Source organism: Streptobacillus felis, assembly GCF_001559775.1.
In the GTDB taxonomy this organism is placed as follows: Bacteria; Fusobacteriota; Fusobacteriia; order Fusobacteriales; family Leptotrichiaceae; genus Streptobacillus; species Streptobacillus felis.
The window spans coordinates 756-22,139 of sequence record NZ_LOHX01000287.1; the positions used below are offsets into that span (position 1 = coordinate 756).

11 protein-coding genes and 1 CRISPR repeat array are annotated in these 21,384 nt (G+C 25.5%); all 11 genes read left to right on the forward strand.

The window, feature by feature from the left end:
* The coding region (locus AYC60_RS04880; RefSeq protein ID WP_197416977.1) for a hypothetical protein at nt 1-301 on the forward strand (301 nt) is incomplete at its 5' end.
* Between the two features lie 7 nt (nt 302-308).
* Complete coding sequence (locus tag AYC60_RS04885) at nt 309-1,232, forward strand: hypothetical protein (protein ID WP_067321879.1); 924 nt, start codon at nt 309-311, stop codon at nt 1,230-1,232.
* 997 nt (nt 1,233-2,229) lie between these two features.
* Nucleotides 2,230-2,652 (forward strand): Fe-S cluster assembly sulfur transfer protein SufU, encoded by a 423-nt coding sequence (gene sufU / locus AYC60_RS04890; RefSeq protein WP_067321881.1) that lies wholly within the window; start codon nt 2,230-2,232, stop codon nt 2,650-2,652.
* A gap of 9 nt (nt 2,653-2,661) precedes the next feature.
* Nucleotides 2,662-3,333, forward strand: coding sequence for a dTMP kinase (locus AYC60_RS04895; RefSeq protein ID WP_067321882.1), 672 nt, complete (start codon nt 2,662-2,664; stop codon nt 3,331-3,333).
* Nucleotides 3,330-4,568: a histidine--tRNA ligase gene (hisS, locus tag AYC60_RS04900; protein ID WP_067321884.1), complete on the forward strand. Its 1,239-nt coding sequence runs from the start codon at nt 3,330-3,332 to the stop codon at nt 4,566-4,568. Before AYC60_RS04895 ends, hisS begins: the two co-directional genes overlap by 4 nt.
* Nucleotides 4,568-6,331: an aspartate--tRNA ligase gene (gene aspS, locus AYC60_RS04905; protein ID WP_067321887.1), complete on the forward strand. Its 1,764-nt coding sequence runs from the start codon at nt 4,568-4,570 to the stop codon at nt 6,329-6,331. Before hisS ends, aspS begins: the two co-directional genes overlap by 1 nt.
* A 46-nt stretch (nt 6,332-6,377) precedes the next feature.
* Nucleotides 6,378-12,866, forward strand: a complete 6,489-nt coding sequence (locus tag AYC60_RS04910; RefSeq protein WP_067321890.1) for a S6 family peptidase — start codon at nt 6,378-6,380, stop codon at nt 12,864-12,866.
* Nucleotides 12,867-12,991: 125 nt separating this feature from the next.
* Complete coding sequence (gene cas9 / locus AYC60_RS04915) at nt 12,992-16,774, forward strand: type II CRISPR RNA-guided endonuclease Cas9 (protein WP_067321893.1); 3,783 nt, start codon at nt 12,992-12,994, stop codon at nt 16,772-16,774.
* A gap of 1 nt (nt 16,775) precedes the next feature.
* Nucleotides 16,776-17,702, forward strand: a complete 927-nt coding sequence (gene cas1 / locus AYC60_RS04920) for a type II CRISPR-associated endonuclease Cas1 (protein WP_067321897.1) — start codon at nt 16,776-16,778, stop codon at nt 17,700-17,702.
* Between the two features lie 4 nt (nt 17,703-17,706).
* On the forward strand, nt 17,707-18,021 hold the full coding sequence (cas2, locus tag AYC60_RS04925; RefSeq protein WP_197416978.1) for a CRISPR-associated endonuclease Cas2: 315 nt from the start codon (nt 17,707-17,709) through the stop codon (nt 18,019-18,021).
* 84 nt (nt 18,022-18,105) lie between these two features.
* Nucleotides 18,106-20,184: a CRISPR direct-repeat array (repeat unit 36 nt; unit sequence GATACAGTCTCTTAGTAAATTTGAATAATGTGAATG).
* 28 nt (nt 20,185-20,212) lie between these two features.
* Nucleotides 20,213-21,061, forward strand: coding sequence for a hypothetical protein (locus tag AYC60_RS04930; RefSeq protein WP_067321904.1), 849 nt, complete (start codon nt 20,213-20,215; stop codon nt 21,059-21,061).
* The last annotated feature ends 323 nt before the right edge of the window (nt 21,062-21,384 follow it).

Genomic DNA, 21,384 nt, shown 5'->3' on the forward strand with positions numbered 1-21,384 from the left:
GAAAGAAGTTAAAATAAAATATAGTAAAAATGAATTTAATAAACTACAGAAATTAGATAATAAGACAAAAATAAGAAAAATTGAAAGTGTAGATTCATTGGAATCTGCTAAAAAATTTTTTTTAGAAAGAGTTAGACCTGAAACAATAAACAAAATGGAAAATGGAGCAATTACAGGTGTTGGATATAATGGCGAAACATATACAATTAGAGACTATTCTAAAATGGGTGATCAACCTGTAACAATTGATATAAATGGAAATGGTTTTTCAAATAATAAAATAAAATTTATAAAGAAATAGGTGTGATGTGGAAGATATAGTTGTAAAAATAAAAAAAATAATGGAATATAAAGGTTGGTATGATTTTGAAATTAACAGTAAATACAATAAGATGATTATTATAAATGAAGGGGTTTCTTATTTAAGTTCATATACATATAAGGTTTATATGGATTATTTTAAAAAAAAGGAGAAAATAAATATAGTAAATTTGGAATTTGAAAATATTGAAAAATATACACCAATAAAATATAGTGAAACTGATTATAACTATTATGAAATAAATAGTGAATTAGAATATGGCATATATAATAGTTATGAAAATTTACCTATGTATTCAAGTAATTTACATTTATACTTGCCAGAAAAATCAGAAGCTTTTATTATTTTAGATTATTTTAGTGAATTTGCTATTGCATTTGGTAGTGATGATTTTATAGAATATTTTTTAGAGAACTATTATTTGAGTTATGAAAATTATATTGAATATATTGAGGTAAATAAAAAAGATGTTTTTAGTAAATATAAAGAAAGACTTGTATATAAAAAACATGAAAATAATGTTTTTTGTAAATATCCATATTTTTTAAATTGTGATGAATATGAAAAAACACAAACTGTTGAAGAAGTGAAAGAAAGGTTAAAAGATTTATATCCTTATTTTACTGATCAAATATTAATAAATGAATCAGAAGTTTATTTTGAGTTTTATGAATATTTCTATATGAAGGAATTGATGTCTAGGGATGTGACATATAATAAATATATTAAATACAATGCAATTAATAAGAAGGAAATATATTATTCGGAGTTATTATGTTTTTTTCAAAATTTAGCATACGAATTAGAATTAGATTATACACATATTATAGAGATATTTGATACAGATAAAACATATTGTAATAAAAAGGTTTATAGTATCTGTACGATAACATATGCGATAGATAAATAAAGCTATTATAAAATTTTTAAAAGTTGTAGTTGTATGATGAACTTGTAACAGAATAGTAAAGTTATATATAATATAATTAAGAAAATAATGAAAAAGAATATGATGAAAAAACACTCAGAAGAATTAAAAAATAAACTTATTAATTTACATCTACAAGAAGGAAGAATATACAATATACTATCATAAAGAATATGAAGTATCAAAAGTAACAATAGCAAAATGGTGGAAATATTTTAATAAAGAATTCCAAATAAAAGCCAAAAATAATTCAAATAATTTAAATAAAGCAGAATTAATGAAAGAAAAACTACGTTTAAAAATAGAATTGAAATAAATGGGAAAAAATATATTCATAAAAAATCATCGGCATTCTTTGCAAAGGAGCACGATTAAAGTCTTATCGATTTATAGAAGAAAATAAAAAAAATTTGGATTAAGGTGGCGATTTAGTAGGATGAAAATACGTGCTAATTCATACTATAATTTTTTAAAAAGAGGTTCTTTTTATTAATGAGGAGATGATAAAAGTTAGGAAATAAAATTGTATAAAATAAAGGTTGTATAATTTGCAAATATTTTGTAATATAGTTTTGAAAAAAATCTTACAAAGGAGTTTACTATTTATACAACAATAATTTTATAAAACATTCACACCTGAATTAAGAGGGGGAAATTTTTAAGAATCTACACTAATTGGAAATACAATATATTTTTAAGCAACAAGAATTGATAAAAGATAAATTTATTATTCTAAATTTCCACATATACATGACTATATAAATACTAATAGAGTACAATCCATAAAATTAGTACGTATAAGTGTTAAAAAAATAAATATATAAGAGTATGTGAAGATAGAAATGTATCGCGAAATATATTTGGGTATAATCATAATATAGATTCAAAAGAATTGATAAATATAACGCCTGATAAAGATTATTCATAATCACATGAATTTCTCATTATAAAATTATTTGTAGTGGAGAAAGGAGCAAATATGAGTTTAGACAGACTTTACCAATTGACAATATTGGAATATAATAAAAGAGACGACTTAAGAGGAGAAATAGAAGATGCAACAGATGTTGAAAGAGGACATAATCCATCTTGTGGTGATGATCTTTCTGTTGTATTAAAAGTAGTAGGAGATAAAATAGAAAATGCTTCGTTTTTAGGAAATGGATGTGCTATTTCTACTGCTTCTGCAGCTATGCTTGTAGAATTAATAAAAGGTAAAAGCATTAGTGAGGCAAAAGAAATAATAAATGTATTCTTTAAAGTTATGAAAGGTGAAGAAGTAGAAAATAGTGATATACTAGGAGAAGCTATGCTTTTAGAAGTAACTAAAGATATGCCTGCTAGAATTAAATGTTCAACTCTAGCTTGGCATAGTTTAAAGGTCATTTTAGAAAAATATTAGGAGAATATTATGGGAAAATTAATAATTATTGAAGGTACTGATGGAAGTGGAAAACAAACACAAACAGAAAAGTTATACAGTAGATTAGTTGATGATGGGAATAAAGTAAAGAAAATTTCTTTTCCTAACTATGATTCTAATTCATCAGCTTTGGTTAAGATGTATTTATCAGGAGAATTTGGATCAAAACCAACAGATGTTAATGCATATGCAGCTTCTACTTTTTATGGTATAGATAGATATGCATCTTACAAAACAGATTGGGGAAAAGAATATATTTCTGGAACTATAATAATCAGTGATAGATATACAGGTTCTAATATGATACACCATGGTTCTAAATTTGATGATGAAAAAGAAAAGGAAAAATATCTTTGTTGGCTAGAAGATTTAGAATTTGATAAATTTGGTATACCTAGACCTGATGTTACAATATTTTTAAATGTTCCTATAGACTATACTTTTAGTTTGATGGAAAATAGAGATAATAAATTTACTGGTGAAAGTAAGAAAGATATACATGAAAGTGATAAAGACTATTTAAGAAAATCATACTACAACGCCTTAGATATTGCTAAACAAAAAGGTTGGAAGGTAATAGATTGTGTAGTAAATAATAGGATGCTTAGTATAGAAGAAATACATGAATTAATATATGCAAATGTAAAGGAGATTTTATGAAATTTGAAACACTAAGAGGAATGAAAGATATGTTTTCTATAGATGTTGATAAGTATAACTTTATTGTTAATACAGCTAAGAAAACTTTTGATAAATATGGTTATTCTAATATAATAACACCAATATTAGAGGAAACAGATCTTTTTAAAAGAGCTGTAGGAGATGAAACAGATGTAGTATCTAAGGAAATGTATACATTTATGGACAAAGGAGATAGAAGTGTAACTATGCGTCCAGAAGGAACTGCAGGTGTAGTTAGAGCATATTTAAATGCAGGATTTCATAAATCTAGTCCTAATGTAAAATGGTACTATTATGGTCCTATGTATAGATATGAAGCTCCACAAAAAGGAAGATATAGAGAATTTCATCAATTTGGAGTAGAATCATTTGGGATTAGAAGCCCTTTCTTAGATGCAGAATTAATAACTATGGCATGTGAATTCTTAAATCAATTAGGAATTAATGATTTAGTAGTTGAATTAAATTCACTTGGTTCAGTAGAATCTAGAATAGTATATATTAAAGAATTACAAAACTACCTATTATCTAATATAGATAAATTAAGTAATGATTCAAAAATTAGAGCAGAAAAAAATCCATTAAGAGTATTTGATTCAAAAGATGAAGGAGATCAAAAAGTATTAGAAAGTGCACCAAAATTACACGACTTTTTTGATGAAGAAAGTACAAAATATTTTGAAGAATTAAAATCAACTCTTTATAAATTTAATGTAAAATATGTAATTAATCCAGCATTAGTAAGAGGACTTGATTACTACTGTGATACTGTATTTGAAATTAAATCAAGTAAGCTTGGTTCTCAATCTACAGTACTAGGTGGAGGAAGATATGATAAGCTAACTGAAATACTTGGAGGAGTTAAAGTTCCTGGAATAGGTTTTGCTGCAGGTATAGAAAGATTATCTATGATAATGGATGAAAGCTTGTTAGAAAAAAATGATAAAAAAATATATATAGCATATTTTGAAGAAACAAAAGATTACTTATTAGAAGTATTAAAAGAGCTTAGAAAACATGATTTAAATGTTGAATTTGAATATAGTTTAAAAGGATTTTCAGCTCAAATGAAAAAAGCTAATAAAATTGGTGTAAATTATGTTATAATATTAGGTGAAAATGAAATTAAAAATGGAAAAGTTACTTTTAAAGATTTTAATACAGGAAATCAAGAAGAGATTAGTATTACAGAAGTAATAGAAAGGGTAAAATAATGTATAGAAGTCATAAGTTAAATGAATTAAGAATAGAAAATGTTAATGAAGTAGTAACTTTATCAGGATGGGTTGATAAAGTAAGAGATTTAGGACATTTTACTTTTATAGATTTAAGAGATAGATATGGAATTACACAAATCTTAATTAATGAAAATTCACCAAAAGAAGTTCAAGAATTAGTAAAGAAAATAAAAAATGAGTTTGTAATACAAGTAAAAGGAAAAGTATTAGAAAGAAGTTCAAAGAATAAAAATATTGATACTGGAGATATAGAAGTATTAGCTGAAGAGTTAAATATACTTTCAGCTTCAAAACAATTACCTTTTGAATTAAGTGAAGGTAATGTAAATGAAAACTTAAGATTAACATATAGATACTTAGATATTAGAAGAAGAAAAGTATTAGAAAATATTAAGAAAAGAAATGAAATGTTATTCTCTATAAGAGAATTTATGAATAATGAAGGATTCTTAGATATAGATACACCTATACTTGGTAAAGCAACACCAGAAGGTGCTCGTGATTTCATAGTTCCAAGTAGAATACAAAAAGGTGACTTTTATGCACTTCCACAATCACCTCAATTATTCAAACAAACATTAATGGTTGCTGGTGTAGATAAATATTACCAACTAGCTAAATGTTTTAGAGATGAAGATTTAAGAGCTGATAGACAACCTGAATTTACACAACTTGATTTAGAAATGTCATTTATACATCAAGAAGATATATTAAATCTAGTTGAAAGATTAGCTAAAAAAGTATTTAAGGATGTTACAGGTGAAACTCAAGAAGCACCTTTTGAAAGAATTAGCTATGATTATGCAATGAATAATTATGGTTCTGATAAACCTGATTTAAGATTTGATATGAAGATACAAGATATTTCAGATATAGTTAATGGTAAAGGATTTTCAGTATTTGATGATGCAATATCAAATGGAGGTAGTGTAAGAGCTATAGTATCTGAAGATAGAGAATTTTCAAGAAAGAAAATTAAAGACTTAGAAGATTTTGTTAAAGTATATTATAAAGCGAAAGGTTTAGCGTATATTAAAAAATTAGAAGATGGAAGTATTAATTCACCTATAGCTAAATTCTTTGATGAAGAAACTTTAAATGCTTTAGTAGAAAGACTTGAATTAAAGAATAATGAAATAGTATTTATACTTGCAGATAAGAATAAGGTAGTACTTGATGGATTAGGTGCTTTAAGATTAAAACTAGGAGAAGAGTTAGGATTAATAGACAAAGATAAATTTAAATTTGTTTGGGTTCTTGATTTCCCTATGTTTGAATATTCAGAAGAAGAAGAAAGATATCAAGCAGCACATCATCCATTTACATCAATTAAAAAAGAACATATTAAATATTTAGAAACTAAAGAATATGATAAAATACTTTCTGAATCATATGATTTAGTGTTAAATGGATATGAAATAGGTGGAGGTTCGATAAGAATACATGATTCTGAACTTCAATCTAAAGTATTTGATGAATTAGGATTATCAAAAGAAGAACAATTAGATAAATTTGGATTTTTCCTAGAAACATTAAGTTATGGAGTTCCACCACATGGAGGATTAGCATTTGGTTTAGATAGATGGTTAATGGCTATGCTTAAAGAAAATTCAATAAAAGAAGTAATACCATTCCCTAAGACAAATAAAGGACAAGATCTATTAACAGGAGCACCTGCAGATGTTGATCATAATCAACTTGAAAATGATTTAAGATTAAAAAAAATAATTATAGAATAAAACTGGTCTATAGACCAGTTTTATTATGAAAAACGAAAGGATAAAAATGAAATACAAACAAAAACTCTTTTTAATTTTATTTCTAACAGGGAGTATAGGGCTATCTAATGTTGGTAGACATGATATAGAATGGTTTACTAATTATGAGGACTTCGCAATGAATAAAGGTAAGTATTCTATAGGAAAAGAAAATGTTATAGTTTATAGAAAAGATGGTACTGTTTCAGGAAAAATAGAACAACCAATACCAAATTTTGATGGAGTTGTTGATCCGGGGTATTTTGCTTTATGGGGAGATAGCCAAATATTAACAGGAGTAACCCATGTTGGGCATCCAGATAATTTTACTTTTTCTAAAAGACATATTAGAGATGATGTTGAACTTTATTCTGGGTACAAGTTATTAAGTAAAGATAAAAAATATGAAAAATTTTCTGAAAATATTGGTGCATATTATAGGTTAAACATTGGAAGAGACTATTCACTTGTAAGAACAAATAAAGTAGCATTTGATGCTCATGCTCATGAAGCTATTACACAAAATGATTGGAATAGAATAAAGGATAATGATTTACTCGCTAGAATTGGTGGAGGAGTAAATGTAATAGCGGTTGATAATAAAAAAGAGGAGTGGGCAGTGCCTTATGGTCATATAGCAGGTGGTTTAAATAAGGTAAAAAGTAAATGGCAAACAGGAAATCAAGGAATTGATAAAGTAATTTATTTAATGATAGAAAAGACACCTAAAACTCCACTTGATTCAGGGACTAAACCAGGGGATAGTGGGTCACCATTATTTTGGTGGGATTCTGTTAATAAAAAATGGCTAATTGCTTCAAGTAATACAGGTGGAAGTAATGCCGGGTATACTAAGAGTTCTCAACTTTTAAGTAATGCCCCTATATTTGAAAAATGGAAAAATTTAATTAATGATGATGAAATAACTGGAAATAATGTATTTTTTGAAAATGGTGTATTAAGAGTGGGTAATCAAAACAGAAGTTTTGATGATAGAGAAGAAAGAAGGATAGAAAACAATAGAATAACTTCTCATGTTATAACTCAAGATGGTACTATAAATGAAAAAATGTTTAAAGTAAAAAATCAGATATTTAATAGTCCGAATTTATCAGTAAATGTAATAGGTAATACAGATACAGGTTCTGCGAGATTAGAATTTAAAAATAATACGACATTAAAAGGAAATGGTAATTTACTTACAGCAGGATTATTGGTACATAAAAATGCTGTGTTGAATTATGAATTAAATTTTCGTAAAAATAATATAGTAAGAAAAATTGGAGAAGGTAAATTAGTAATTAAAAGCACTGGTAATAATGGTGGAGATTTAAATTTAGGTGGTGGAGAAACTGTATTAGAAAATACAGGAGGATATGCTGCTGCAAATATTAGATTAGCTCAAGGTGCGAAACTAACTATAAATAGAGCTGATCAATTAAATGGTGATAATGTGATCTTTGGACATAGAGGAGGAACTTTAAATGTAAATGGTGTTAATTTAGGATTTAGAGATATTTACCATATGGATAAGGATGCAAAAATAGCAAATGAATCGACAAGTAAATCTACGGTTACATTTAATCCATCTAGTGGTGAAAGAGTATTCTTAGGTAGTTTTAAAAATAATTTAGATATAAAATATAATCCGGGAGAAAATAATTCAATTTGGTCAGTAAGAAGTAAAGATACTGATATTAAGGGTAATTTTGATATAGAAAAGGGTAGTGTTAAAATTGAAGGAGATACTGTTGTACATGGTTATAAAAATACAGTATATGAAGATGAGTTTGAAGAAGCTAAATTTAAAGCTGCTAATATTGACATAAAAAATACTTCTAAATTAGAAATAAATAGAGCTGCTAAGGTTGAAACCACAATTAATGTTAAAGACAATTCAGTTTTAGAGGTAAATGCTTTAGGAACAGTCAAAGACATGCCGACACCTTATGATGGAGCTAGAACAGAAAAAGAAATTAATGATGTTGTTGTTAAGGGTATAATTAACTTTAATTCTTCTGCAACAAATAATTTTAAATCTAATGTAGAAAATAATAATGAAGCTAGAATAGAAGCTGAGATAAAAGGTAATATTAAAGCTGTAAAAGAAGGGTCAGGATTACTTCATTTAAAAAATAATCAAAATTCCAGTTTAAATGGTAATTTTGAAGTAAATGGTGGTAAGATAAAAGCGAGCACTGAAGGAACTCTAGGGAATACTATTACTAAATTAAATAATCATTCTATATTAGAAGTAGAAAATAACGAAGATTTAGATACTTTATTAGATAGAATTGATAAAAGTTCAGAAGGTGTACTTAGCTTAGGTCAAAATATTAATAATATATCTACTAAATTAAATGGGTATTCTTCACTATTTTTAGGAAGTAGCAAAAATATTACTATAGGGGATGAAAATACAGCTATAAATGCAAATATTAATACTTTGAATTTAGGTGGAGATAATGGAACTCTAACTTTAAAGGGATTAAATAACTCAACTACAGTTACTAAGTTAAATATTGGAGATGGTGTTAATAGAGGTACAGTAATAGTAGATAGAATAGGAGCTAATAATACTAATCTTGATATAGATGTTAAAAATGGTGTTAATTTAATAATAAACCATCATGATAATAATGCTAAAAATATTAAATTAGGATATGGTTCTAGTTTAGATCAAATATATAGATTTAACTTAAAAGATGAATCAGAAGGTGTACTTTATGTTGATCCTAATGCATCTTTAGGTGAGAATAATAGATATACTGCCTTAGGTACTGCAAAAGGTAATGAAGTAAGACTATATAACTATAACGGAGGAAATAATAATTATCATTTTTCTGGTGAAGGTAAGTTAAATATTGATATGGTCTTAGATAATAAGGACTTAGTAGTAGATGGACAATATTTTGAAGGTGGAGTAGTTGAATTAAAGAGAAATTCAGATACATATACTGGAAATATTACAGTTATGGGTAATAAAAATGGAGAAAATAAAGGGAATATTACTCTAGTATTAGGTAGTGAAAAACCTTTAGGTGAAAATAATAAATTGTTAGTTAAAGATGGTGGAATAGTTGATTTAAATTCTAAAAACTTAACAGTTAAAATAGATGCTAATAATAATCAATATGGGACTATTAAAAATAGTCAAAATCCTTATTCAACTTTAACTATAAATACTGATACTACTGATTTAGCATTAAATAATAAATTAGTAGGGAATATAAACTTAGTTAAACTTGGATCTTCTAGTTTAGAATTAACTAATGAAGAAAATGAATTTAACAAAGATACTAAAGGTGATATTTTAGTTAAAGAAGGTAAATTGAATTACTATAATTCAAATGCATATAGAAATACTAAAATTAAAATAGAAGATAATACTATATTAAATACAAGAACTGAACAAGTTACTTCAGAAATTACAGCTAATGGTGGAAAAATTAAAGTGGATACACCTTTAACACCTGCAGTTGGAGATAAAAATACTACTTTTGCTAAAATAGTTATGCAAAAGAATTTAGTAGTAGATGGTGCAGCTAATGATATTACTAAGAAGGTAATATATAATGATGTTGCATTAAATGGTAATAATATTACATTTAATAATCAATTTGTAAGCTGGGCTAACTTTACTGGTGATGGAAATAATAAAGGTGAAGCAGAATTTAATAATTCTACTTACTATTTAAATGGTGGAAATCATAAGGGATTATCGAATCCTAATGTAAGTAAGATTAAGTTAAATGATTCTGAAATTAGAGTTAGAGACTATAATAATGAAGTTAAAGATAAAAACAGCGATAAATTAACTAATATAGAAATTAGTGGAAATTCTGTTATACGTAATGGTATTAGAAATGTAGATAATGGTGGAGGAGCTAAGAGTGACTTTAATAACCCTATAACTATTAAAGAAGATGCAACTTTAACATTATCTGTAAATAATCAATTTGGTAATGACTTCACTATAGATTCTAAAATTAAAGGTGAAGGTAAGATTAAACTTGAACAAACTAGTTCAGGTACTATAAATATTACGGATAACTTTAAAGAATTTACTGGAACTATGGAAGCAGCTGCTGGATCTAAAGATAGACAATTTAAGTTTAATATAAATGCAGAAAATGAAGAAGATAGAGTATTAGGATATAAATTCATTGATGGTAAATATGTAAATAAATCAGATAAGGCTTTAGGATTTAAAAATATTAAAGACTTTACTGGTGAAATTCATGGTAATATGGGAGACATATTATTAATTGATAAAGATGCTATAACAACTAATGGTAAAATATTATTAAGTCAAGATAAGAATGTAATAATGAGAATTAGTGAAGATTCAGTTATGTCTAATATGAATGTTGAAGGAGTAGCTAATGGAAATTCAAAAATTATTAAACAAGGTAATTTTGATTTAAGAGTTAATGATATTACAACTAAAAATATATCTACTACAGATATAACTGAAGGTACTTTAACTATAGCTAAAGATATATTTAGTAAATATGGAAGTTCATATAACTTAAGTGAAAATACTAAACTTATTGCTGACTTTGCTAATGATGGTAATATTAATTCAAATATCACAGGTGAAGGGGACTTTGTTCAAAATGGTTCTAAAGTTTCTATTAACTCTACTTTGTTAAAACATACTGGAAATATTGAATTAAATAGTGAATTAGATTTAAAATTATTAAATATGCTGGACACAAATACGGTTTTAAATCAAAACTTAGTAGGTAATGAAAATGGTAAATTAAATGTTATTGATTCGTTAGCGGATTTAGGTGGAGACACTTCAGAATTAGAAATTAATAAGGACTTATCTAAATTTAAAGGAACTATAAATCTTGTAAATGCAAATCTTGCATTAAATATTCAAGATGCTGTAGTTGATACTAAGATAACTGGAGATATGCCAGTTTACAATAAAAATGAAAGCGAATTAACTTTAAATAATATTGAAAAATTCTCTGGTACTGTAGAATCAAGAAATGGAGATATTAAATTAAATGTAGATGAGGATATTAAAGTTTCTAAATATGTTATAGGTAATGGAGATATTAAAATAAATAATACTGTTGATCTTAATTTAAGTAATAAGAGATTTGAAAATAATGGGGATAAATCTTTAGTTAAATTAGGAGATGCTAAATTAAGTTTAAGTTCTAACTCTATTGAAAATATTAAGAAGGTTTCAGTAGATGAAGGAACATTATCATTAGTAGATAATAAGAATGGTGATAAAATAAACGGAAGCCTAAATATTAAAGAAAATGCTAATGTTGATTTTGTTGATGGTACATATATAAATGAAGTAGAAAATGCTGGAAATATTGTACTTGATAATAAAGATCTTAAGATTAATAACTATACATCTAATGGTGGTAAATTTGATATTACATTAAATGAAATGAATAAAAAATTATTAGAAATTGAAAATACAAGCGGTGATGTTAATGCTTCACTTAATGTTGGAAATAGTATTATTAATGATATAGTAGATAATCATAAGAAGTTAAACATTGCTAAAGTTCCAAATAATATTAATTTAGTTAATATTAAAGACTATGATAGTGTTTATGAATTAAACTTAGAAAAAGATGCAGATAATATAGTAAAACTATACTCATTAATAAAACCAGATGTGTTAAATAATCTTTATGTATTTAATGAATTAGATTTAGTAAATGGAATAAATAATGAACTTAAATATAGAAACCTTATAGAAGCAAATTTTGTAAACTATAACAAAATTGATAAGAATTATTTAAATATGAATAATACTGAATACAAGAATAAGACTGCTACTAATGGTTTAGAGGTTAATTTTGAAACAGCACATGATGTTAAAAATGTTAAATTATCAGGTGGATTAAACTTTAATGTTTTAGGAAGTAATTTAACTACAAGCATTAAAGGTAAGGATGATGTTTCAAGTAATTTTGTAAGTATTTCTGCAGTTCCAACAATTGGAGTTAAGTATAAGTTCTTTGATGTTAACTTTGGATTAGGAGCAAATACAGTTCTAATTAATAATGAAAAAAATAAAGATACTTTAGTTTATTTAAACAATTCATTGAATGTTGGAATTAATCCTGTATTTAAAGTTACAGATGATTTATCAATTAGATATTTAAATAAGGTTGGATATAAGGCGACACCTATGTTAAGTGAAACTATATCTAAAAATTCAGGTAATAAATATAAGATATCACATAATAGTCCATTTAGCGTGTTCTATGAAACAGGTATTAAGTTAGAACATAAATATGTTGATTTCTTTACAAAAGCTAATATGGAATATAACTTATCTAGTTATGATATTTCAAGCCGTGATAAGAAGATAAGTAATGACTTCAAAGATGATTGGCGTATAAATGTTAAGACTGGATTTGAATTCAAACCAACAGAAAAAGTATATATAAACTTAGACTTTGATGCAAATGTATATCAAAAATCATATGGTAAATATATATTCAAATTAGGAACAGGATATAACTGGTAGAAAGGGAAGGAGAGATCCTTCCTTTTTACATATAAAAAAAGTTGTAATATTTTTTGATTTTAATTATTGATTTTTATAAAAACCAGGGTATACTTTTATTGCAAGAAATTCGGGAGGTGTAAAAAATGAAATATAATTTAGGACTAGATTTAGGAGTTGCATCAATTGGATGGGCAGTTACAAGAGTAAATGAAAGTGGTGAACCTTTAGAATTAATAGATGCAAACTCTGTTATATTTAAACCTTTAGATAATGATAAAGGTAAATTATATAATGAAGAAAGAAGAAATAAAAGAGGAGCAAGAAGAATCTTAAGAAGAAAACAATATAGAATAGAAAGAACTAAAACTCTTTTATTAGAAAAAGGTTTATTAAATGAAAATGAACTTAATAATATATATGAAGGAAAAATAGAAGATATATATAGTATAAGAATAAAGGGATTAACAGAACAATTAAGTAAATATGAAATAGCAAGACTAATGATATTTTATTGTAAAAATAGAGGATTTAAATCTAATAGAAAAACTGATGAATTAGAACTTTTAGAAAGTTTAAAGAAAAAAGTTAGTGACAATGATTCAGATGAAAAGAAATTAAAACCTATAATTGCTAAAAATACAGAGCTAATTGAAAGTAAGGGTTTAACTCCAATTGAAATAATATATATGACAAGAGAAGAAGATAAAAGTATTTTAGGATTTAAGAATAAGGAAGGACACTATAAATTTGGATTTAAGAGAAATCAAATTATAGATGAGGCTAGAAAGATACTTGAAAATCAAAAAATACTTAATAAAGATATAATAGATTCATATATTGAAATATTGTCATCTCAAAGAGACTTTTCTGATGGGCCTGGAGGAGAAAGTAAATATAAGATAGATTATAGTAAACTTGCAGGTAAATGTAAGTATACTGGTGAAGTAAGAGCTGTTAAAGCTTCTCCATCTTACGAGATATTTATTATGCTTCAAAAATTAAATGATTTAAGATATTTAAATTTAGATTCTGAAAATAAAAGAGAGAAAAGAAGATTAAATTCTGAAGAAATTAAAAAAATATTCGATTTGGTATTTAATAAAGATAAAAAACTTACATTTTCATTGATTGAAGAAAATATTGAAGCAAAAAATATAAGAATATTAGATGTTCCTCAACTTTCAAAAAATGACTATACAAAACTAAGAAAATCAACTTTTGGTGAAACAAGAAAAGAAGATATTACAGAGGATGAAATTACTAATTTTAACGATAAACTTAATAAAGAAAGAATGAAACAGGAATTAGTAAAAAACAATCTTGCATCATATAAAAAATTAAAAAATGATTTCAAGAAAAATAATATATCAGGAGAAAGAATAGAAGAGTTAGGCGGAATAGACTTTTTAGATTTAGTTGCTGAAATATTAACTTATGCTAAAACTGACTCTAAAGTTGACTATTATGTAAATGAAGTAGATAGATATAGTATATTTAAAAATGCAAAAGATGTAGTAGAGGTTATGAAAGGGTTGCCCAATTATACAAAAAATGGAAATTTATCTTTAAGTTTAGTAAAAAAACTAAATGAAAAAATGTTGGAAGGTCTAGATTATGAATCTTCATTATCTTCATTAAATTACTATATTAATACAAATACAGATTGGAAGAAATTCCCTACAGTATCTCAGATTGAAGATGTGTTAAATACAAAAGTTACTAATCCTAATGTAAAACATATATTAGTAATTTTAAGAAAATTATACAATACACTTTTATTTAAATATGGAAGACCTGAAAAGGTACATTTAGAGTTAGCTAGAGATTTTTCTAATGATTTTTCTACAAGAAATTCTATTAAGAGAGAACAATTGGATAATAGAGTAAGAAAAGAAGTTGCTGCATTTGAAATGTATGGAGAAAATAGAGATATAGTTTTAGGTAAGGATAAATTATCTCAAGAAGATTTTGTAAGAATTAAATTATGGGAAGAACAAAATAAGGTATGTATGTACTCAGGTAAACCTATAGAAAGACGTCAATTAATTAGTGCTGAAGTACAAGTAGATCACATACTACCTTATTCTAAGTCATATGATAATTCTTATTCAAATAAGGTTTTAGTTCTAAGTAAGGAAAATCAAGATAAAAAAGAAAGAACACCTTATCAATGGCTAAAGGGTACTTCAAAGTGGGATGAATTTAAAAGAAGAGTTGAATTAAATATTAATATCAGTAATAAGAAAAAAGATAACCTATTATTTAGAGATGAAGTTGTAAAAGATGACTTTTTAGAAAGAGAATTACATGCTACAAGTTATTCATCAAGACTTGCTTTAAATATATTCCAAAGACTTATTCCTGTTAGTGAAGAGGATAAATATGATGAAAATGGAAATGAAAAGGTTAAATATATTTATAACAGAAATGTTGTAGCTTTTAATGGTAAGATGACTTCAAAACTTAGAAGTTTATATGGTTTAAATAGACTTACTCATAATTTTGAATCTGGTAATTTGGAGATAAATAATAAGTTATATTATTTAAAAGAATTCGAATTAGGTAAAGAAAGTATAAAAATTAATGCATATAATATAGAAACAGGATTTGAGATAAGCACTGAAACAAAGGTTGAAAAAAATAAGTCAGGGGAGTATAAGACTCTTAAAGATGAAATTTTACAAAAAGAATTAACGAAAAAGGTTAATTTAGAAAAATTATCTGAAACATTTAAAGATAAAGTTTTATTTGATTTAAAAATAGTAGATTTTGAAAATCTAGAAAATCTTGATATAGAAATAAGTCAAGTAATATATAAAATGATAACTAATTTAAAAGAACAAGTATATAGAAAAAATAGGGATAATCATTTACACCATGCACTTGATGCATTCTTATTAAGTATAATGAATAAATCTATGCAAATAAAACTTACTAAATTTAATCAATTGATTTCTAGTTTAAAAAATAGAGAAGATGAAATATTTATTGAAGAAAAAGGTGAATATGTAAGTTCAAAAGAATTTGCTGAAGAACTGAGTAAAGATAGAATAATAGATCTTGATGGAAATGAAAAAGGAATAAAAGTAAATATAGAAGGTAAGGAATTTAAACTTGGGATAACAAAACCTTATGATAATTTCTTGAATGATATTAAATTTAAAATTTTTGATAAAAGAGAAAATCCTAAGTTACCTTATCATGTAGTTAAATCAAAAGTAAATGGAGCATTACACGCTGAAACAATATTAGGTGAAAGTAAAGGAGAAATAACTAAGAGAGTATCAGTATTTACATTAGATGAAAAGAAATTAGAAAAAATATTTGATAAAGATGGAAGTCAAAAAGAAATATATGAAACATTAGCTAAATGGATAAAAACTAAAAGCAAGGATTATCCAAAATTAAAAAATGGAAATATTATTAAAAAAGTTAAGTTAGTTGATGGTAATAAAGATAAATTAATAAAATTAGGTGAAAAAAGATATGCAGAAATGGGACAAACTATAGTTAAAATACTAGTGTTTGAAAAAGAAGGAGAAAATGGTCTAAGATTTGCATCACTAGGAAGATATAACTATAACCAAATGAAGAAAGGTAATGATTTTGAAATACTGATCTGGAAGGGTCAGGGAGAAAAGAATTCTCATATGGTTAAGTTTAGTAAACTAAATCAAAATGGATATAAGTTGATACAAGAATTAGTTTCAAATGAATGTATAGAGTTAGAATTAAATAATGGAGCAAAATCTGAATGTTTAGTTGTTGGGTTTACTTCAGGTAAATTTGAAGTTGCTAGTATTTTAGGGGATGACTTAGATTTAATGGATTCATCAATTATAAAAACAATACTTAAACAATATCAGATAACAATATCAACTATTAAATCAATTAAGAAAGTAAATAGAAATATTTTAGGTGATTAAAATGTCTTTTAGACAAGTACTGATTACACAAAAATCATACATTCATTTTGAAAATGATAATTTAATAATAGAAAAGGATGAACAAAAATTATCAGTTCCTATAAATGATATAGCGATTATAGTATTCGAATCATTAGATAGTACAATTAGCTTAAGATTAATTTCAGAATTATCTTTAAAAAACATTACTATGCTTTTTTGTGACTATAAGCATATGCCTGTAGCATATAGTTTACCTATTAATCAACATTATAGATTACCATATGTTCATAATTTACAAATGCAACAAACATCTAAATCGAATGAAATGATTTGGGAAAAATTATTGAAAGCAAAGATAGGTAATTCTAGAAAAGTTATGGAAATTGAAAATGCTTCTAGTGATGTTATTGATTTAATGAAAAAATATGAAGAAGAAGTAGTTGGAAGTGATGAACAAAATAGAGAGGGAACAGCAGCAAAAGTTTTCTTTAATTATCTATATGGAACAGGATTTACAAGAAAAAATGAGAAAGATTCAATTAATATGGCTTTAGATTACGGTTATGGAGTATTTAGAAGTGCAATTACAAGAATATTATGTAGTTTTGGATTTACAACATATATAGGTGTTCATCATGATTCTATGATGAATGCCTTCAATCTAACATATGATTTTATTGAGCCGTATAGACCTATTATAGATTATTATGTTTTTAATTATATGCATCATTTTGTTAATGATGATGAACTTAGTATTAATACTAGAAAAGAATTGATTTCTTTATTAAATGCAACTGTAAAAGTTAATAAAAAAGAATATACTGTACTCTATTCTATGGAGTTATTAGTTAAAAGTTATTTAGGATTTTTAGAAGAAGGTGATGAAAAACTGGCAATACCTGAAATAATAAAAATTGATTTTTATGATCTCTTTAAAGAGTTATAAAGAAATGAGATTACTTGTTTATTTTGATTTGCCAGTTTTAACAAAATTTGAAAGAAAGCAAGCTCAAGATTTTAGAAAAAATTTATTATCTGAAGGATTTATTATGATGCAATATTCTTGTTATTCAAGATTTTGTAGAAATGAAGCCGAAAGTTCTAAATATATAGGTAGAGTAAAAAAGTTAAGTGATAGATTATGTGGTGGTGAAGTTAGAATATTAAAGATTACCAATAGACAATATGAGAATATGATGGTATTATTGAAAGAACCAAAGGTAACAGAAATAAAAGTAAATAAAAATCCACTAGTATTTTTTTAATGTGAATTTTTTGCTAATGGGTTACATTTTCAAATTTTAACTGTGTCTTCTAGTAATGGAATTAATGTAATTTCATTGCTAGAGGATACAGTCTCTTAGTAAATTTGAATAATGTGAATGATTTAACAAAAAAGCTAGACAACTACATATGATACAGTCTCTTAGTAAATTTGAATAATGTGAATGTACATTTAAGTTCCTATCCTCATCTAGTAAGATACAGTCTCTTAGTAAATTTGAATAATGTGAATGCTAGACCTTCACTAACATCTAACTTAACTTGATACAGTCTCTTAGTAAATTTGAATAATGTGAATGTTATTTCTCTTAAAATATCACTATAATCAGATACAGTCTCTTAGTAAATTTGAATAATGTGAATGTAGTTACTGATACTTATGTTATAAGTGGAAGATACAGTCTCTTAGTAAATTTGAATAATGTGAATGTTTGACAAATAAAGATATAAAACAAATGAAGATACAGTCTCTTAGTAAATTTGAATAATGTGAATGAAAAAATTGAAACGATTGAGGAATTTTATTGATACAGTCTCTTAGTAAATTTGAATAATGTGAATGTTCGGGTTCAATATCTTTTAAGTCCTCCCAGATACAGTCTCTTAGTAAATTTGAATAATGTGAATGCTTCAAATCCTAGTTTTTTAGCTAATATGTGATACAGTCTCTTAGTAAATTTGAATAATGTGAATGCTTTTTACCTTTCTTTTCTTTTTCCTTTAAGATACAGTCTCTTAGTAAATTTGAATAATGTGAATGTTGTAATTATCCTTAATATTATTCCTAATGATACAGTCTCTTAGTAAATTTGAATAATGTGAATGTTTAAATATTTTTCATATTCTTTAGCGTATGATACAGTCTCTTAGTAAATTTGAATAATGTGAATGTACATAAGTTAGTTGCTTGTGTACTTAAATGATACAGTCTCTTAGTAAATTTGAATAATGTGAATGTAATTTAATTTCATTAAGATTATACTTAATGATACAGTCTCTTAGTAAATTTGAATAATGTGAATGATGAAAGAATATGGCAAAATCAAGAAAATAGATACAGTCTCTTAGTAAATTTGAATAATGTGAATGAAAAAGAGAACCTAAATGCTAGTATTTACAGATACAGTCTCTTAGTAAATTTGAATAATGTGAATGATATAGCTATTTATAACCCTAATGTTCCTGGATACAGTCTCTTAGTAAATTTGAATAATGTGAATGGCCTTTTTCTACAGCTCTTGAAATCAATAGGATACAGTCTCTTAGTAAATTTGAATAATGTGAATGAAATAATCAAAGATAGATATTGTCCTGAAAGATACAGTCTCTTAGTAAATTTGAATAATGTGAATGAAAAAAAGCTGTAGATATAGTATTTAAACTGATACAGTCTCTTAGTAAATTTGAATAATGTGAATGAGAGTAAGTATTTTTGTATCCCCCAATGTGATACAGTCTCTTAGTAAATTTGAATAATGTGAATGTTCCTTTAAATAATCTCTATAATATAACACGATACAGTCTCTTAGTAAATTTGAATAATGTGAATGTACTTTCTAATGGTTACTGTGTTGATAATGGATACAGTCTCTTAGTAAATTTGAATAATGTGAATGTAATTTAGTCCCTAAATTCCAGTCATTGCTGATACAGTCTCTTAGTAAATTTGAATAATGTGAATGGATTGTGGTATACTATGATAAGGAAAATGAGATACAGTCTCTTAGTAAATTTGAATAATGTGAATGTAAAAATAAAGAATAAACCTAGTAATATATGATACAGTCTCTTAGTAAATTTGAATAATGTGAATGCGACTTTTATATATTTCTATTCCATTAGGTGATACAGTCTCTTAGTAAATTTGAATAATGTGAATGTTGCAATACACAGCAAATCGAAAAGCTTATGATACAGTCTCTTAGTAAATTTGAATAATGTGAATGATTCATTTAAAAGGTGGGATGTCTCAAGATGATACAGTCTCTTAGTAAATTTGAATAATGTGAATGAAAACCTTTAGATTTATTTGTAGAAAAGTAGATACAGTCTCTTAGTAAATTTGAATAATGTGAATGATTAGCTCCTTTGCTGTGCACCTTATCTAAGATACAGTCTCTTAGTAAATTTGAATAATGTGAATATTTATATATATTTTTTTGGAGGAATTTTATGAATGTTTTGATGTATTTTATGAATGAGTATTCTAATTTTTCTTTTGATGATCATATATTTATAGCTGGTGGGAATTCTAGGGGTAAAACATTGATGTATAATTTTATTCTTTCTGGATTAGAAGGTAAAGAAAAAGAAAATTTTTTAATAGATGGTTCTCAGGTTAAAAAAAATCAATATGTATTTTTAGGTATTTCAAGGGATAATACGTTAGATGATGAAATAAAATTAACATCTAAAACATATTTGATGTCTAGACTTGAAACATTTAGAGAATATGTAGATTCATCTAAATTGAGAGAAACAGTACAAGAATATTTTAAATCAATAGAAGATTTGATTAAAGAGGAAATATTAACTTTAGATAACTTTAATTTATATTTTGATTTTGAAAAAGTTAATAATAGCATTTTTAAAGCTATAGAGTATAAATTAGGTGAAAATGAATTTTCAATGTTATCAACAAGTGAGAAAATGGATTTACAGATTGAAATGTATATTAATAGATTAGTAAATGTTAATGATAATACTTTCTTGATTATTGATGATTTTGACACAATATATACTAGAGAAAGATTTTATGAAAAATTATCTTGGATATTTTCTAAAATTTCTTCTGTTAATACAAAATGTATTTTTTTTGTAAAAGATGAAAATCTAGTATATGAACTAGTAAATAAAGGGGATAAAGTAATGTTTATTGAGAAATTTAAATTGGTTAATTTACCTAATTATACTAACTATATTGATGAAATATATCTTTATTCAGAAGAAGAAATAGAAAGAAAAGTAAATGAAATAAAAAAAGAAAAAGAATTTGATATAATTAGAAAATTATTGAAATAAAAAAAGCTGCTTAAGGCAGCCAATCTTACGATTTTGCATCTTAACACAGAATCTTAAGTAAACTTGAATAATGTGAATTTTTGTTTACATTGATATTGTACCTCGAAAATTTAAAAAGTCAATAGTTAAATAAAAAAAATACTCGCGAGGGGGGTGCGAGTATTATAGAGGCCACCCTACCGGGTGAGTGAATCAATCCTTGTTGATTCAATATATTGTACCTTGATTTTATGAAAAGTCAATAGGTAAATTGAAAAAAATCTTTTTTATTGAATAAAATTATTAAAAATAGTATAATGTGTTGTAAAAAAGTAATTTGAAAG

What these genes read in the sequence shown, in the direction of transcription:
- cas1 (WP_067321897.1), top strand. Translation starts at nt 16,776, where the DNA reads ATGTCTTTTAGACAAGTACTGATTACACAAAAATCATACATTCATTTT.
- aspS (WP_067321887.1), top strand. Translation starts at nt 4,568, where the DNA reads ATGTATAGAAGTCATAAGTTAAATGAATTAAGAATAGAAAATGTTAAT.
- sufU (WP_067321881.1), top strand. Translation starts at nt 2,230, where the DNA reads ATGAGTTTAGACAGACTTTACCAATTGACAATATTGGAATATAATAAA.
- AYC60_RS04930 (WP_067321904.1), top strand. Translation starts at nt 20,213, where the DNA reads ATGAATGTTTTGATGTATTTTATGAATGAGTATTCTAATTTTTCTTTT.
- hisS (WP_067321884.1), top strand. Translation starts at nt 3,330, where the DNA reads ATGAAATTTGAAACACTAAGAGGAATGAAAGATATGTTTTCTATAGAT.
- cas9 (WP_067321893.1), top strand. Translation starts at nt 12,992, where the DNA reads ATGAAATATAATTTAGGACTAGATTTAGGAGTTGCATCAATTGGATGG.
- AYC60_RS04895 (WP_067321882.1), top strand. Translation starts at nt 2,662, where the DNA reads ATGGGAAAATTAATAATTATTGAAGGTACTGATGGAAGTGGAAAACAA.
- AYC60_RS04910 (WP_067321890.1), top strand. Translation starts at nt 6,378, where the DNA reads ATGAAATACAAACAAAAACTCTTTTTAATTTTATTTCTAACAGGGAGT.
- cas2 (WP_197416978.1), top strand. Translation starts at nt 17,707, where the DNA reads ATGAGATTACTTGTTTATTTTGATTTGCCAGTTTTAACAAAATTTGAA.